The sequence below is a fragment of the Streptomyces sp. NBC_01176 genome (genome assembly GCF_045039825.1).
Taxonomy (GTDB): domain Bacteria; phylum Actinomycetota; class Actinomycetes; order Streptomycetales; family Streptomycetaceae; genus Streptomyces.
The window spans coordinates 3,977,124-3,992,964 of record NZ_CP108600.1 but is presented as its reverse complement, the minus strand read 5'-3'; the positions used below and the strand labels follow the sequence as shown (position 1 = coordinate 3,992,964).

Below are 15,841 nucleotides of genomic sequence, written 5' to 3'. Positions count from 1 at the left end.
CTTCGAGACCGCCGGTACGGACGGCATGCCGTCCTGCTGGGAGAAGTCCGGGTGGGGCGACAACGACTTCACGTTCGCCACGGTGAGCGGATCCCACTCCGGCTCCAAGGCCATGAAGGTCAGCCTGACCCGGCGGGTGGACGGCGACCGCAAGGCGCTGATCACGGAGTCCGCGGCCTGCGCGCCGGTGGTCGCCGCGGGCAGGCAGTACGACCTGGGCCTCTGGTACAGGACGACGACTCCCGATGCCTCGATCACTCTCTTCCGGCACGACACGACGGCGGGCTGGCAGTACTGGACCGACCTCAAGACCCTGGACCTGGCGGCCGCCTGGACCTCGGCGAGCGTGCGTACGCCCGCCGTCCCGGCCGGTACCGACCGGATCACCTGGGGTGTCTCGGTGTACGGCACCGGCTCGGCGACCACCGACGACTACACGATGGAGCAGGTCGTCGACCCGATCCCGCCGGCCACCTGCACCGGTACCGCCGACCAGTGCGCGGGCGGCCGCTGGGACGTGCTCCCGACCCAGAACCCGGTGCGCTCCATGCACTCGGTCGTCCTCAACAACGGCAAGGTGCTGCTGATCGCCGGGTCGGGCAACAGTGAGGAGAACTTCGACGCGGGCACGTTCACCAGCGCGGTCTACGACCCGGTGAACGGCACGTACAAGGTGATCCCGACGCCGAAGGACATGTTCTGCTCGGGGCACGTCCAGCTGGCCGACGGGCGGGTGCTGGTGATGAGCGGCAACAAGGCGTTCCCGGTCGCGGGCGGGCACGGTTACGAGGGGTACAAGGAGTCGTACGTCTTCGACCCCGTCACCGAGACGTACGGCAGGACGAACGACCTGAACGACGGCCACTGGTATCCCTCGGCCACCGAGCTCGGCAACGGTGACGTCGTGTCGTTCGGCGGACTGCGCGAGGACTCCACCGGTTCGGTGACCGCCGAGCGCTGGTCGGCGCAGCAGCAGCAGTGGCTGCCGCTGTGGCAGGTCAACCAGACCTGGTCGTACTGGGGTCTGTACCCGTCGATGATCCTGATGCAGGACGGGCGGCTCTTCTACTCGGGCAGTCATGTCTTCGGCAACGGGACCCCGGGTACCGGGTCGGCGATCTACGACTACGACGCGAACACGGTGACGGCGGTCCCGGGGCTGCGGAACAAGGACGAGCGCGACCAGTCCGCGAGTGTGCTGCTGCCCCCGGCCCAGGACCAGAAGGTCCTCACGCTCGGCGGCGGCAACATCGACTCCAACCCGGAGGCGGGCCGGCTCACCGACGTCATCGACCTCAAGGCCGCGAACCCGGTGTACACGGCGGGTCCGCAGATCCCGCAGGGCACCGTCGACCTCGGCAACGGCAAGGTCCCGGAGACGGGGGGTCAGGGCAAGATGTACGTCTCCGCCGTCCTGCTGCCCGACGGCAAGGTGCTGGAGACGGGCGGCGGTCTGCACAACCGTGCCAATCCCGTCTACGAGGCGTCGATCTACGACCCGGCCTCCTCCACCTTCGCCCCGGTGGCCGCCGATCCCGAGGCGCGCGGCTACCACTCGTCCGCGTTCCTGCTGCCCGACGGCCGTGTCATGGCCACCGGCGACAACCCGGGCAACGGCACCTGGAACCACAACGTGTCCCTCTACACGCCGCCCTATCTGCTCAAGGGACCCCGCCCGGCGATCACCTCGGTGATCGACAACGAGTGGGTGTACGGGGACACCCAGCGCATCACGGTCGACCGGCCCGTCGTGAAGGCGGAGCTGATCCGGCCCGCCGCGGTGACGCACTCGTCCGACCCCAACCAGCGGTTCGTGGACCTGCCGCTGAGCGTGGACGGCGACAACGTCGACCTGAACGTCACCAGCAACCCCGACTTGGCGCCGCCTGGGTGGTACATGCTCTTCGCGGTCGACGCCAACGGGGTCCCGTCGGTCGCCAAGTGGGTGCATCTGCAGGGCCCGTCCGCGCTGGCCACGGACACCGCCTCGGCGCACGTCCACTCCTTCGCCGACTCCCTGGAGGGCACGGTCACCAAGGGCGGCAGGAAGCGGAGTTCGCAGAAGGTCAGCACCACGATCTCCGGCTGCGACCGGCACTATGGCAGCGTCAACGTCTGTGTGCCGACGGTCTTCCCGGCCGGCGTCGGAAAGGCGACGGCCCCGCGCTGCGCGTGGCTGAAGGCCAACGACTACGGCCGCCTCGAGGTCAACGGCAAGGACGACCCGCTGGGCCTCGACCCGAACCGGGACGGGGTGGCCTGCGGCGCCAAGGACGTGAAGCGCGGCTAGGGCGTGTGGCGGAAGTCCCGCCTGCCTCCGGGCGGACGACGGGACGTTCGCCACACGCCCTGGTGCCGCAACACGCCCTAGGCGCTGTTTCTCGGATCTCCCTCCGTGAACGGGGTGTTGGGGGCAGGCTGGCTCCATGGGACGCGGAGACCTGACGAATGCGGAGTGGGACCGGCTGGAGTCGTTCTTACCTCGCGGTGGTGCGCGTGGGGGCCGGTGGAGTGATCACCGGCGGGTGATCAACGGGGTGCTGTACCGGGTCCGCACGGGGGTGCAGTGGCGGGATCTGCCCGAGCGGTTCGGACCGTGGGAGACGGTCTACAAACGTCATCGCCGCTGGTCGGCGGACGGGACCTGGCACATGCTGCTGTCGAAGGTGCAGGCCGCCGAGGACGCCGCGGGCCACATCGACTGGGACGTGTCCGTCGACTCCACGGCGGTGCGAGCTCACCAGCACGCCGCCGGCGCGCGGAAGGCACCGCCCACCGCGGCTGCTCAAAGGGGGCCCTTCCGCGGACGAATCAGGGCGATCCGGTGCTTCGGAAACTGGCCGTCCGGCTGGAGGAGGTGGTCAGGTCGGCGAGTGCCTGGGACGTTCCCGGGGCGGCTTCACCACCAAGATCCACCTCGCAGCGGACGGGCGATGCCGACCGCTCACCGTTCTCCTGACACCTGGACACTTCGGTGACGGCCCCCAACTGCAGCCCGTCCTGGAGCAGGTGTCGGTACCCCGCAGCGGGGTCGGCCGGCCTCGCAGCCGGCCCGACCATGTCCTGGCCGACAAGGCCTACACATCCCGCGAGAACCGCCGCTACCTGCGACGACGCGGCATCTCGCACACCATCCCCGAACGACTCGACCAGCGCAGACACCGACGCAACCGCGGTTCCCAAGGCGGTCGGCCCACCGGATTCGACCGCGAACGCTACAAGAAACGCAACACCGTTGAGCGAGCCATCAACCGTCTCAAGGGCTTCCGCGCGGTCGCCACACGCTACGAGAAACGGGCCTACACCTACCTCGGCACCGTCACCGTCGCAGCACTCATCATCTGGCTCCGCACATGATCCGAGAAACAGCGCCTAGCTCTCGACCGGCCCGAACTCGGCGAGGGCGCGCCCCACGATGGCCTCCAGGCTCTCGTGGTGCGCGCCCCTCCAGTAGGCGCGCCCGCACTCCCGGCACTGCGCGAACACGTCGTACGACCGCTCGGTGCCGCTCTCCAGCTGGCCGGCGACCTGCTCCTTGGCGGCTTCCCGGAGCAGGCCGTTGCAGGCGGTGCAGCGCGTCCAGGGCTTCAGCTCGGGTGCGAACCGGCCCAGGACGTCCCGGAGTTGGTCGTCGGGCCGGGTGCTGTAGACGAACGCGCCCGCCCACAGCTCGCGGCGGCGCAGCAGCCCCCGGTCGCGGCTGAGCATGACGCGCCGCTCGGCCGCGGAGCGGGTGGCGAGGGCGGGGTCGCCGATGTCCGTGGACTCGTAGGCCACGTCGACGCCGAGGAGGCGCAGGCGGCGGGCGAGGGTGCCGAGGTGGACGTCGAGGAGGAAGCGGAGCGGGGCGCCGGGCACCCGCTGCGGGCGCTCGACGGGTCGTACGTGTACGGACTCGCCGGCCGCCGGGACGTGCGACACCGGGACCTCCCGGCCGTCCACGACCAGGGCGCCGACCTCGGTCAGCGGGACGCCGAGCGATTCGACGACGTGGCCGAGGGTGGAGGAGCCGTCGGTGGTGACGGCGGTGGCGCCGGAACGCCGTGCGTGCGGCACGAACAGGCCCAGCTCCGGGGCGAAGGCGACGAGGATCTCCGGTCCGTTCACCCGGTCAGGATGTCACGAGCCCTTGGCCACCGGCAGGCCGTGTTCCAGGACGTCCACCGCACGGTCGACGACGTCGGCGAAGTCCTCCCGATGGCCGCCCTCGGCCCAGTAGAGCGAGGTCTCCAGCAGACCTCCGATCAGCGACATCGCGAAGACGCGCACTTCGAGGCTGTCGGGATCCCGGCCGACGCGTTCCCCGATCGCCCGGCACAGCAGGCGGCCGGTGACGGACATGCTCTCCATCATCCGGGAGCGGACCGCGGGGATCTCGACCATCAGCCGGGTCCGCAGCCGGGTCACCTCGGGCTCCTCGGAGTTCCCGAGGCCGATGGCCTTCCTCAGCACGTACCGCAGGGATTCGAACCACGGCTCGTCCGCGGGCCGTGCGCGCAGCTCCTCCTCCAGGAGTGCGTCGTACTCGTCCGTGAGGACGATGTCCTCCTTGGCGGGAAAGTAGCGGAAGACCGTGGACGGGGAGACCTCGGCCGCCTCCGCGATCTGCTCGACGGTCGTCGCGTCGTACCCCTGCTCCTGGATCAGCCGGTACGTCGCCTCACGGATCGCGATCCGGGTCTTCATCTTCTTCCGCTCCCTGAGCCCCGGCTGGGTGCCCGGGGCGGGAGGGGAGCTGTGTGCGGTGGCGGCCATGACGTTCATTGTCGGGCATCGGCGGGCGTCGGAGCCATGCCGGTGTCCTCCTCGGCGGCGGGGGCGGGGGCCGGCTCGGGCTGGGGCAGCAGTGCCGCGGCGAGCAGCGCGGTGACGAATGCCGCGATCCCGCTGACCAGCAGGACCAGGTCCATGCCGTGAATGTAGGAGGCGTTCGCGGAGGCGGCGAGCGCGTGGTCGCCGAGCCGTGCCGCGACCACGTGGGCGCCGACCACCGAGTCCGCGGCGGTGTCCGCGGCCGCGTGCGGCAGACCGGAGGTGTCGAGCCGGTCGCCGTACGTGCTCGCCAGCAGGGAGCCGAGCAGTGCGACACCGATCGCGCTGCCCACCTGGCGCACGGTCATGAGGAGTCCCGAGCCGCTGCCGGCGCGGTCGCGGGGCAGTGCGCCGAGGGCGGCGGACATCGCGGGCACCACGGCGAAGCCGAAGCCGAGTCCGGCGATCGACAGCCACAGGGCGGTGAAGCCGTACCCGTCGTCGACGGACGTCCGGCTGCCGAGGACCGCGGCGAAGGCGAGGGTGACGAGGCCCCCGCTGATCACCGCCCGCGGCCCGAACCTGGCCAGCAGCGGCTGGGCGCCCCTGGAGGCGATCAGCAGTCCGCCCATCATCGGCAGCATCCGCACTCCGGTGGCGAACGCGTCGTGTCCGAGCACCGCCTGCAGATACTGCGGCAGCACGAACATCAGCCCGGACAGCACGAACATCACGAGGGTCGCCGCGAGCGTGTTGAGCAGGAAGCCGCGCCGGGCGAGCAGGGAGAGGTCGAGCATCGGGCGGGGGCTGCGGCGCTCGCGGACGACGAGCAGCGCGATCAGGGCGAGGGAGGCCGCGAGGAGGCCGAGGATCAGCGGATCGCCCCAGCCGCGGTCCGGGGCCTCGATGATCGCGTAGATGAGGACGCTGAGGCCGGCCGCGGTGAGCGCCGTGGAGACGATGTCGACCTTGGGCGAGGCCGGATCGCGGGTCTCGGGGAGCAGGAAGACGCAGGCGGCGATGCCGATCGCGGCCATGGGCACGTTGACCAGGAAGACCGAGCCCCACCAGAAGTGGTCGAGCAGCCAGCCGCCGAGGATCGGGCCGAGCGGCAGGCCCAGCGCGGAGGCGGCGGAGACCGCGCCGACGGCCTTGGTGCGTTCTTCGGGTCCGAACAGCGACGGCAGGACGGCCATCGCGAGCGGCATCACGAGCGCGCCGCCGACTCCCATCAGCGCGCGGGCGACGATCAGCGGGGTGACGTCGTCGACCAGCGCGCCCACCAGGGAGCCGGCCAGGAAGATGCCGAGGCCGGTGATGAGCATCCGGCGCCGTCCGAAGCGGTCGCCCAGCAGGCCGGCCGGGAGCATCAGCGCGGCGAAGACGACGACGTAGGCATCCGCCATCCACTGTTGTTCGCCCGTGCTCGCGTCCAGGTCACGGGCCATCGTCGGCAGCGCCACGTTGAGGATCGTCATGTCGAAGCCGAGCACGAGCATGCTCGCGACCAGGGCCCCCAGGGCCCACCAGCGGCGGGGGTCGCGCCCCACGGCGTCGTGCTGAGTGAGAGTCACCATGAAATGAGAGTAGCTCTCAAAAGATGGTTACTGTCAATGGGGTGCGTCTGTCAGGCGTTGTGGTGCCGGCCGGGGTGTTCCGGGCACGGCAAAGGGCCGCGGCTCGTGAGCCGCGGCCCTGGGGTGGCCGGAGGTGTGCCGGGAGAGGCCGGCCGGTGGGGTCAGCCGTGCTGGTAGGCGACCAGCGAGATGCCCACGTAGTGCACGACGAACGCCGCGAGGGTGAGGGAGTGGAAGACCTCGTGGAACCCGAAATAGTGGGGGGAGGGGTTGGGGCGCTTGATTCCGTAGATCACTCCGCCCGCGCTGTAGAGCAGGCCCCCGACGATCACCAGGACGAGAACGGCGATCCCGCCCGTCCGCATGAAGTCCGGGAGGAAGAAGACGGCGGCCCAGCCCATCGCGATGTAGCAGGGGGTGTAGAGCCAGCGGGGCGCGCCGACCCAGAAGACCCGGAAGACGATGCCGGCCGCCGCGGCGCCCCAGATGCTCCACAGGAGCCACTGCCCCTTGGCCTCCGGGAGCAGCAGCATCGTCAGCGGGGTGTACGTGCCCGCGATGATCAGGAAGATGTTGGCGTGGTCGAGTCTGCGCAGCACGCCGTCCATGCGCGGGCTCCAGTCGCCGCGGTGGTAGAGCGCGCTGACCCCGAACAGCAGGCAGGCGGTCAGGACGAAGATTCCGCAGGCGATGCGGCCGCGGGTCGAGCTCGCGAGGGCGGTGAGCACCAGGCCGGAGATCAGGACGGCCGGGAACATGCCGAGATGCAGCCAGCCGCGGAGCTTGGGCTTGACCGGATGTGATTCCGGCTGCGACAGGGATGGCGCTACGGGGCCGCGGCCTGCGGCCGGCGAGTCCGTGGGCGCGTCGGGGACGGGCGCAGTCATACGCCGAATCGTACCTACGGAACCGTAAGTTACGTATCAGTACGGCGCGCCGACCGGTCAAGAACCGCCATCTTCTCACGCTCCTGACCTGCTGCGGCGTCCAGGCAAAAAATCCTTCAGCTGAACCCCGCATGGACGCAAAGAAGCGCGGGTACACGTGGCGATGCTCACGCCGCTCAGGTGTGAGGCCCTCTGGACATATGGGCGAATGCGTCGGATGATCAAATGAGTGCGGTCGGCACCGGATGAGCGCCAGGGTTCCCTCACCGTGAAGCATCCGGGTCGCAGCCCCCAAGGGGCACAACAAACAAAACCCCTCATCTAGGAGCAATCGTGGCGCGCGACATCGCGGCTCCCTCCACCGTTCCCACCCAGCACAAGGACCTGATCTCGTGGGTCAACGAGATCGCCGAACTGACGCAGCCGGACAGCGTGGTCTGGTGTGACGGATCCGAGGCCGAGTACGAGCGACTGAGCGAGGAGCTCGTGCGGAAGGGCACCTTCAAGAAGCTCGACCCGATCAAGCGCCCCAATTCCTACTACGCCGCTTCCGACCCGACCGATGTCGCGCGGGTCGAGGACCGGACGTTCATCTGCTCCGAGAAGGAGGAGGACGCGGGCCCGACCAACCACTGGAAGGCCCCCGCCGAGATGCGGGAGATCTTCACCGGTGAGCAGGGCGTCTTCCGCGGCTCGATGAAGGGCCGGACGATGTACGTCGTCCCGTTCTGCATGGGCCCCCTCGGCTCCGACCTCTCCGCGATCGGCGTGGAGATCACCGACTCCGCCTACGTCGCCGTCTCCATGCGCACCATGACCCGCATGGGACAGCCCGTCCTGGACGAGCTCGGCACCGACGGCTTCTTCGTGCGTGCCGTGCACACGCTCGGGGCGCCGCTCGCCGAGGGCGAGGCCGACGTGCCGTGGCCGTGCAACTCCACGAAGTACATCTCGCACTTCCCGGAGACCCGCGAGATCTGGTCGTACGGCTCGGGCTACGGCGGCAACGCGCTGCTCGGCAAGAAGTGCTACGCCCTGCGCATAGCCTCCGTCATGGCACGGGACGAGGGCTGGCTCGCCGAGCACATGCTCATCCTGAAGCTGACCCCGCCGCAGGGCGGGTCCAAGTACGTCGCCGCGGCCTTCCCGAGCGCGTGCGGCAAGACCAACCTCGCCATGCTGGAGCCCACGGTCTCCGGGTGGACGGTCGAGACCATCGGTGACGACATCGCCTGGATGCGGTTCGGCGAGGACGGCCAGCTGTACGCGATCAACCCCGAGGCCGGTTTCTTCGGCGTCGCGCCCGGCACCGGTGAGCACACCAACGCCAACGCGATGAAGACGCTCTGGGGCAACTCGGTCTTCACCAACGTCGCGCTGACGGACGACAACGACATCTGGTGGGAGGGGATGACGGAGGAGACTCCCGCCCACCTCACCGACTGGAAGGGCAACGACTGGACGCCGGAGTCCGGCACCCCGGCCGCCCACCCCAACGCCCGCTTCACCGTCCCCGCCGACCAGTGCCCGATCATCGCGCCCGAGTGGGAGGACCCCAAGGGCGTGCCGATCTCGGCGATCCTCTTCGGCGGACGCCGCGCCACGGCCGTACCGCTGGTGACGGAGTCCTTCGACTGGAACCACGGTGTCTTTCTCGGCGCGAACGTCGCCTCCGAGAAGACCGCCGCCGCCGAGGGCAAGGTCGGTGAACTGCGCCGCGACCCGTTCGCGATGCTGCCGTTCTGCGGCTACAACATGGGCGACTACATGGGGCACTGGATCGACGTCGCCAAGGACAAGGACCAGGCGAAGCTCCCGAAGATCTACTACGTGAACTGGTTCCGCAAGAACGACGCGGGCAAGTTCGTGTGGCCGGGCTTCGGCGAGAACAGCCGTGTCCTGAAGTGGATCGTGGACCGCCTCGACGGCCGTGCCGAGGGCGTCGAGACGCCCATCGGCGTCCTGCCGGCCAAGGGCGCCCTGGATACCAAGGGGCTCGACCTCTCCGAGTCGGACCTCGACTTCCTGCTCACCGTCGACAAGGAGGTGTGGCGCGAGGAGGCCGCGCTCGTGCCCGAGCACCTCAACACCTTCGGCGAGCACACCCCGAAGGAGCTGTGGGACGAATACCGGGCGCTGGTGCAGCGTCTCGGCTAGGTCGTGTCCGTCCCTTCCCGTCGGGCGCCCGCCCGGCGGGAGGAGGCCGACGCGCCCTCGGCGCCCCCAACCGCTCCGCGGCCGGCCCGACTTGCCCTGACCTGCGACGTCGCCAGGGCCGGCCGCGGTGACAGCACCCGCCGGGGCTCCGCACGACCGTGTGCGGAGCCCCGGCTTCCGCCACCCCCGCACCGAGCCGGGCGACCGGGCCGGTCACTGCGAGCGGCCGCGGTCCTCCAGATAGCGCGTGTGCGTCTCCTGGCGCCGCGCCTCGGCCTCCCGCAGGACCGCCGCCAGCCGGTCGGCCTCCTCGTGCAGCAGGGTGAGCTGCCGCTCCAGATGCCGTTCCGGCGGCTCCGTGCCGGGTGTCAGCCGGGTCCACCACCGGGTCCGTACGAAGGTGTCGACGGCCTCGGGAATGTCCTGCCGTACGGCACGGGACAGCGCGTGCACACCCTCCGGGTCGCGCGCGAGGACCTCGGCGACCCAGCCGGGGTCCAGCAGGGCGGCCAGCAGCTCACTCAGTTCGGTGAGCCGGCCCGCCGCCGCAGGCGGCAGCTCGACGCCGTCCAGGTACTCGCGCAGGGTGGCGAAGTCGGCCCGCAGCTCCTCCAGTTGAGCGGAGGGGTCGGGGAAGTCCGGGAGCGGCGGCCGCTCCGGCGGCGCGATCAGCGCGCCCGCGCCGTACAGACCCGCGACGACGACGGGCCAGTACACGCCCGCCAGCCCCGTGAAGGTCAGCGCCAGCCCACCGAGCCCGCAGGCGCTCCCGGCCAGGTTCTTCCGGGACTCCAGATAGCCCACGAACCTATTGGTAGCCACGGATCTCCTCGAAGGCTCCGTCGAGCGAACCCTTGCGGGCGTCGAAGAGACGGCCGCCGGTCAGCTCGGCGATGTGCCCCAGCTCGTCACGGTCGGAGTCGCCGAAGAGGATCGGGAAGACGGGGATCTCCCGCTGCGCGCCGGGCAGCTCGCGGTAGAAGCCGTCGAAGTGCCCGGGACCCGAGCCCGTCGTGTTCTCGCCGTCGGTCATCAGCACGATCGACGTGAACGTGTCGATGCCGGCCCCCAGATGCTCGTACGCCTTCTCCAGCGAGGTGTAGATCGCGGTGTCGCCCGAGGCACTGAGCGCCCGGGTGTCCGCCCTGATGCCGTCCAGCCCGGCCTCCGGGTCGGCGGGCCGCACCACGTGCGTGCGGACGCTCTTCACGTCCGATCCGAACGGCATCAGCGTCACCTCCTCGCGTTCGCGGAAATCGCCCGTCAGCGAGGTGAGCGCCTTCTTCAGCCGGTCGAGCCGGCCGCCCCGCATCGAGCCGGAGGTGTCGAGGACGTACACGGTCCGGGAGGGCCGGCGGAGTTGGTTCTCGTACGAGTCGAGGAGCCGGTCGGCGACGGACCGGCTGCCGGGGAAGGGGAGTTCACGCCGTCGGCTCCTGTCGAGGCCGGCCGCCGGGGCGACGGAGGCGACCACCGGCCGGCGCAGCGTGCGCTCCGTGATGAGCCGCTGGACGGCCGGGGTGCGCAGCGCCTCGGTGAGACGCCGGACGGTCTCCCGGGTGCCCTTGTCCGTGGCGGCGAGCGAGGAGAGCGGGTAGTCGGCGGTCACGACGCCGTCGCGCGGCCGGATGACCGTCAGGTCCTTCATCCCCTTCAGGACGGACTCGTAGTTGAGCAGGGCGTCCACGGTGCCGCGGCGCCGGTACGCGCTCGCCAGCCAGCCGGAGGACCCCGAGGTCAGCTTCTGCCCCTTGAAGAACTCCTTGAGGCGCGGAGTCGCCTTGTCCACGTCGGCGTCGGTGAGCGCCGACTGCGCGCCGGACAGGCCCGAGGCGACCGAGATCAGGGTGGAGAAACCGGAGTTGGAGCGGGCCGGGTCGGTCATGCCGTACGTCAGCCGGCCGTCCGCCACCGCCTGCTCCACCTGCGGCCAGGTGACGTCGTCGGGCTTCCAGCCCAGTGCCTTCACGGTCGTCGGCTTCACCCCGATGGCCACCGGGCTCGACATCACCGGCGTCTCCGAGACGACCTTCTTCGCCGCCTCCGGCCGCAGCCGCAGATAGTCGTTGGACGACAGCCACAGCGCGTCGTAGGAACCGTCCACCTTGCCGCGCGCGAGGAGGTCCACGGCGGCGAGGGTGCCCAGGTAGGTGGGGCGGACCGTGATGCCGGTGTCCTTGCGGACCTGCTCCAGCACCGGTCGCATGTCGCCGAGTTCGCTGGAGGCGAGGATGCGCAGGGTGCCCGGTTCGGGCGCGTTCCCCTCGGGCTGCCGCTCCTGCTGCGGGTGCGAAGTGCAGGCCGTCAGCAGCGCGAGTACGGCGAGGGCGGTCAGTCGTGGTCTCACGCGGACCCTCCGTCCAGGGCGCCGCGCGACCTGCTGCGCTCCAGGTAGACGCTCGCCTGCTGGAGTTCCGAGGTCAGGGATTCCACGGTCGCCGCCATCGACTCGGTGGCCTGCACCTTGTAGGTGTCGATGGCGTCGAGGGTGCGGTAGATCTGCTGGAACGCGGTACGGAGGGTCTCCGCGCCGACGGCCGGGTCGGCGGCGATGCGCTGGATCTCGCCGCTCTGCGTGGCGAGCATCTCGGCGTTGCCGCGGATCAGTTCCTCCGTGGTGCCGCGCAACGCGTTGACCTGGTCGACGACCTTGCGCTGGTTGTCCAGGGCGGAGGCGAGCATCACGGAGATGCGCAGGGCGGAGACCGTGGTGGTGGCGGCGCGGTCGACGCCCTTGATGAGTTCGTCGTTGTTGCGCCGGACCACGTCCATGGCCAGATAGCCCTGCGCGCACACCGCGAGCTGGGTCAGCAGGTCCTGGTGCTTCTGGCGCACCGGGAAGAGGACGTCGGAGCGCAGGGTGTCGGCCTGCGTGGGGTCGGCGGCGTCGACGCCCGCGATGTGCTCCTCGACGGCCGTGTCCAGGGCCTGGGTCAGCACCACGTACTCCTGGAGCTTGCCCATCGTCTCCCAGAGCCGGACCCGCTCGGTCTGCAACGCCGCGTTGTCACGGCGCAGTTCGTCCTGACCGCCGCGCAGGGAGCCCACGATCTTGTTCAGGGTGGCCTGCGAGGAGGCGTACTTGGCGACGTGGTCGCGCAGCTTGTTGCCGCCCGGCAGCCGCGACAGCAGCTTGCGCCCCTTGCCCGCGGGCAGGTCGCGCGGGTCCAGGTCCTCGACCACGCGCCGGAGTTCGACGAGCGAGCCCGCCACGTGCGACTGCGCGTCCTCGCCCTTCGAGGGGAGGCTGCGCAGGGTGCGCTCCAGCATGCGGTTGGACTGCGCGGCGGCTCCCCGCATCTCGCTCGCGCCGAGGCCCGCGATCTCCCCGACCTTGCCCGCGAACTCGGGTGAACGGGCGTCCAGGGAGGCGAGTCCGCCGATGTACTCCGCGGCCCGGCGCGCCATCTCGTTCTGCACGGACGGGTCGACGGGGACGAGCCCGCCGGCCTTCTCGCGCGGCACGGGCGCGACGGCCTCGGGCGGCGTGAGGGTGAACGTGTCCTCGGTGCTCATGATGTGCTTCCCCCCTGTCCCTTCGCCCGGCGTGCCATCTCGTGCAGCACCGCGGAGGCGGGCACGGGCGCCTGCCGGACGCCGGTCAGTTTCTGGTTGAGATAGGTGGCGTGGGCGGCGGTCGCCGCCGTGAACTCCGCGCTCGCGCCCTGCGGTCGGAACCCGTGCCTGACGGCCAGCCTGCGCAGAGCCGGGTCGCTGCTGAGGAGTTCACCGAGCGCGCGGCCGGCCTCCGTCAGCGGTACGACCGTGTGGTCGCTGTTCGCGGTGGTGTCCGGGTACAGGACCGTGAGGTCACCGACGTCCTGGCCCTGGGCGAGCAGCGAGGCGACCTGGGACTCGTACACGAGCACGAGCGGGTTTCCGGCCCCGCTGACGAAGTCCCGGAACGCGGCGTCCGTGCTGGTCTGCTGGGCGCCCTGGACGCTGATGAGCTTGCGCATGAGGGGCGCGGTGCGGGTGACGGCGACGGTGTCCGCGGCGACCCGGCCGCCGTCGGCGACGTACGAGGCGGCGGCGAGGTAGAGCGCGCCGGAGTTGGAGGTGGCGGGGTCGGTGGTGGCGATGTACAGCGTGCCCGTCAGCTCGCCGTGCGCCCCGGCCCCCTTGAGCTGTTGCCAGGTCCGGTCGTGCTCGGCGGCCTTGAGGTAGGCGGCCATCCTGAGCGTGCCGGAGCCCTTGCCGACCGTCGCGAGCCCGTTCGCCGCCAGCACCTCGGCGGCGCTGCGGTGGGCGACGACCACGAGGGGCGAGTAGAAGGGGCGCGGCAGGGGCTGCCGCGCGTGGAACTTGGCGGCGAGCTCGTCGGCCGGGGCCTGGCTCGAGGGGAAGGCGAAGTCGTACCCCTTGAGGTCCAGGCCCTCCATGGCCCAGGACCCGGAGGTCTCCGTCTTCACGGTGTAGCCCTTGGCGGCGAGGGCCTTCACCACGTCGGGGTCGGCGAAGAACTCCGCCTTCTCCGAACCGATCACTCCGTGCACGGTCTTCGTTGCCGTGCGCGTGTCCTGACCTTCGCGGCCCGCTACGACGGCTGCTGCCACGCCGCCGATCAGCAGGACCGCCAGGACGATTCCCACGATGCGTCTCACACCGAGGACCATGCTCCCGGAATCCAACGTTCCCGGAGGCGCCGGGTGAACGGGGAGTGACCGACCTATCCCGGTATGCAACCGGAACGGCCGCCTCCCGTGGTGCGGTTCGTCACCAGGGGAGGTTGCCCGACGCCTCGACGAACGCGCAGGTGGGCGCGTCGGCTCCGGCGGCGGCCGTGGCGACGACGATCTCGGCGCCCTGCTCGACGCTCAGCGTCCCGGAGTGGCCGTTGAGGTCGGTCGCGGTGAAGCCGGGGGTCACGGCACTGATCCGGATCTCCGGGAACGACTTGGCGTACAGCACCGTCAGCATGTTCAGCGCCGCCTTGGAGGAGTTGTAGGCGAGCAGCGGCACCCAGGTCGGCAGCAGCGTGGTGCTGTCCGGCAGGGCGTTGACGGTGAGCGAGCCCAGGGCGCTGGTGACGTTCACGACGACGGGGGCCGCGGCCTTCCGCAGCAGCGGGAGGAAGGCGTGCACGGTGCGGACGACACCGAAGACATTGGTGTCGTAGACGCGTTGGACGTCGGTGGCGGTGAACTCCTCCACGGGTTTGGCGGGTTGGTTGATTCCGGCGTTGTTGACGAGGACGTCCAGATGTCCGGCCTCCTCGCGCACACGGTCCGCGGCGGCCCGCACGGACCCGTCGTCGGTGACGTCGAGCAGCAGCGGCCGGGCGCCCAGCGCGTCGGCGGCCCGCCGGCCCCGGTCGGCGTCGCGGGCGCCGAGGTACACGGTGTGGCCCCGCTCGACGAGTCGGCGGGCGGTCTCGAATCCGATGCCCTTGTTGGCTCCGGTGATCACGGTGATGGTCATGACTCCACTGTGCGCGCGGTCCGGGCGCACGGGCAGGGCCCCCGGCATCGGGGGGTCCGGCAGTACCAGGCTGCGCGGTCCGCGGGGGAGCACCATGGAGGGATGAGCGCGGAGCGGGCGGTACACGGGGAGCAGCGGGCGGCACACGGGGAGCACGGAACACACGGAGCACTCGGCACGACGCTGCGGCACTGGCGCGACCGGACGACGCCTCGGGAGGCGGGACTGCCGACCGGCGGTGTGCGGCGGGCGCCCGGACTGCGCCGCGAGGAGCTGGCGCAGCTCGCCGGGCTCTCGGTGGACTACGTCACCCGTCTCGAACGGGGCCGGGCCACCTCGCCCTCCGACCAGGTCCTCACCGCGCTCTCCCGTGCGCTGCGACTGTCGGAGGCGGAGCGCGACCACCTGTTCCGCCTGGCCGGCCAGGCGCCGCCCGCGGCCGGGCAGATCTCGCGGCACGTCCCGCCCAGCGTCCAGCGGCTGCTGGACCAGCTGCGGCTCGCGCCCCTGGGGGTCCACGACGCGGCGTACGACCTGATCTCGTGGAACCCGTTGTGGGCCGCGCTGGTCGGCGACCCCTCCGAGTGGCGGGGGCGGGAGCGCAACTACGTGTGGCGGCAGTTCGCGGGGCTGCCGACCCGGGTCACGCACACGCCGGAGCAGCGGACGAGGCTGGAGGCGGCCCTCGTGTCGGATCTGCGGTCCGCCACCGCCCGCTATCCCGAGGACAGGGGACTGCGGTCGCTGATCGCGGACCTGCGGCGGGAGAGCGACCGGTTCCGCACCCTGTGGGCCGCGCACACGGTCGGATTCCACACGGCCGACACCAAGACGGTCCACCATCCCGAGCTCGGGACGATCGTCGTGGACTGCGACACCCTCACCGTGCCCGGCGCGGATCTGCGGATCACGGTGTGTTCCGCGGCGCCGGGCACGGAGGCGGCGGAGCAGTTGGCGCTGCTCGCGGCGCTGGGGCTGCAGACGACGGCCGTGACACCCGGCTGACGTGGGGTGTGGGGCACCCGGTCCGCGCGTCGCTGCGGTGCA

General features: G+C 70.9%; 13 protein-coding genes. 4 read left to right on the top strand and 9 right to left on the bottom strand.

Translation table 11 applies throughout. From position 1 onward, the window contains the following. Positions 1 to 25: 25 nt before the first annotated feature. Together OG199_RS17020 and OG199_RS17015 are read left to right on the top strand one after the other, a co-directional pair. Complete coding sequence (locus OG199_RS17020; RefSeq protein WP_405834569.1) at positions 26 to 2,290, top strand: galactose oxidase-like domain-containing protein; 2,265 nt, start codon at positions 26 to 28, stop codon at positions 2,288 to 2,290. A 136-nt stretch (positions 2,291 to 2,426) separates the two neighbouring features. Then, a protein-coding gene (locus OG199_RS17015) for an IS5 family transposase (protein WP_405830136.1) occupies positions 2,427 to 3,357 on the top strand; the annotation gives its coding sequence in 2 pieces (ribosomal slippage) (positions 2,427 to 2,791 and positions 2,790 to 3,357; 933 coding nt in all). Positions 3,358 to 3,372: 15 nt separating this feature from the next. On the opposite strand, the gene OG199_RS17010 is transcribed toward OG199_RS17015, so the two are convergent. The 4 genes from OG199_RS17010 to OG199_RS16995 all read right to left on the bottom strand — a co-directional run bounded on the left by OG199_RS17010 (position 3,373) and on the right by OG199_RS16995 (position 7,216). Continuing rightward, complete coding sequence (locus OG199_RS17010; protein WP_405830135.1) at positions 3,373 to 4,107, bottom strand: Mut7-C RNAse domain-containing protein; 735 nt, start codon at positions 4,105 to 4,107, stop codon at positions 3,373 to 3,375. 12 nt (positions 4,108 to 4,119) lie between these two features. Beyond that, complete coding sequence (locus tag OG199_RS17005; protein ID WP_405830134.1) at positions 4,120 to 4,764, bottom strand: TetR/AcrR family transcriptional regulator; 645 nt, start codon at positions 4,762 to 4,764, stop codon at positions 4,120 to 4,122. Continuing rightward, positions 4,761 to 6,329 carry an MFS transporter gene (locus OG199_RS17000; RefSeq protein WP_405830133.1) on the bottom strand — a complete coding sequence of 523 codons (1,569 nt, stop codon included), beginning with the start codon at positions 6,327 to 6,329 and terminating at the stop codon, positions 4,761 to 4,763. Before OG199_RS17000 ends, OG199_RS17005 begins: the two co-directional genes overlap by 4 nt. A gap of 161 nt (positions 6,330 to 6,490) precedes the next feature. Beyond that, positions 6,491 to 7,216, bottom strand: a complete 726-nt coding sequence (locus tag OG199_RS16995; RefSeq protein WP_401799295.1) for a hemolysin III family protein — start codon at positions 7,214 to 7,216, stop codon at positions 6,491 to 6,493. Between the two features lie 333 nt (positions 7,217 to 7,549). Here OG199_RS16995 and OG199_RS16990 point away from each other — a divergent pair, with 333 nt between their 5' ends. Next, positions 7,550 to 9,373: a phosphoenolpyruvate carboxykinase (GTP) gene (locus OG199_RS16990; RefSeq protein WP_356799801.1), complete on the top strand. Its 1,824-nt coding sequence runs from the start codon at positions 7,550 to 7,552 to the stop codon at positions 9,371 to 9,373. A 213-nt stretch (positions 9,374 to 9,586) separates the two neighbouring features. On the opposite strand, the gene OG199_RS16985 is transcribed toward OG199_RS16990, so the two are convergent. The 5 genes from OG199_RS16985 to OG199_RS16965 form a co-directional block, all read right to left on the bottom strand. Then, the gene (locus OG199_RS16985) at positions 9,587 to 10,195 is read right to left on the bottom strand and encodes a hypothetical protein (protein ID WP_356799799.1); all 609 of its coding nucleotides are present in this window, start codon (positions 10,193 to 10,195) and stop codon (positions 9,587 to 9,589) included. Continuing rightward, positions 10,182 to 11,720, bottom strand: coding sequence for a substrate-binding and vWA domain-containing protein (locus OG199_RS16980; protein ID WP_405830131.1), 1,539 nt, complete (start codon positions 11,718 to 11,720; stop codon positions 10,182 to 10,184). The genes OG199_RS16985 and OG199_RS16980 overlap by 14 nt, the downstream gene beginning before the upstream one ends. Beyond that, positions 11,717 to 12,889, bottom strand: coding sequence for a toxic anion resistance protein (locus OG199_RS16975; RefSeq protein WP_405830129.1), 1,173 nt, complete (start codon positions 12,887 to 12,889; stop codon positions 11,717 to 11,719). Before OG199_RS16975 ends, OG199_RS16980 begins: the two co-directional genes overlap by 4 nt. Continuing rightward, on the bottom strand, positions 12,886 to 13,977 hold the full coding sequence (locus tag OG199_RS16970; protein WP_405830127.1) for a substrate-binding domain-containing protein: 1,092 nt from the start codon (positions 13,975 to 13,977) through the stop codon (positions 12,886 to 12,888). Before OG199_RS16970 ends, OG199_RS16975 begins: the two co-directional genes overlap by 4 nt. A 112-nt stretch (positions 13,978 to 14,089) precedes the next feature. After that, positions 14,090 to 14,794 carry an SDR family NAD(P)-dependent oxidoreductase gene (locus tag OG199_RS16965; RefSeq protein ID WP_405830125.1) on the bottom strand — a complete coding sequence of 235 codons (705 nt, stop codon included), beginning with the start codon at positions 14,792 to 14,794 and terminating at the stop codon, positions 14,090 to 14,092. A gap of 102 nt (positions 14,795 to 14,896) precedes the next feature. On the opposite strand from OG199_RS16965, the gene OG199_RS16960 reads away from it, so the two are divergent. Beyond that, positions 14,897 to 15,799 carry a helix-turn-helix transcriptional regulator gene (locus tag OG199_RS16960; protein ID WP_356799791.1) on the top strand — a complete coding sequence of 301 codons (903 nt, stop codon included), beginning with the start codon at positions 14,897 to 14,899 and terminating at the stop codon, positions 15,797 to 15,799. Positions 15,800 to 15,841 lie beyond the last annotated feature (42 nt).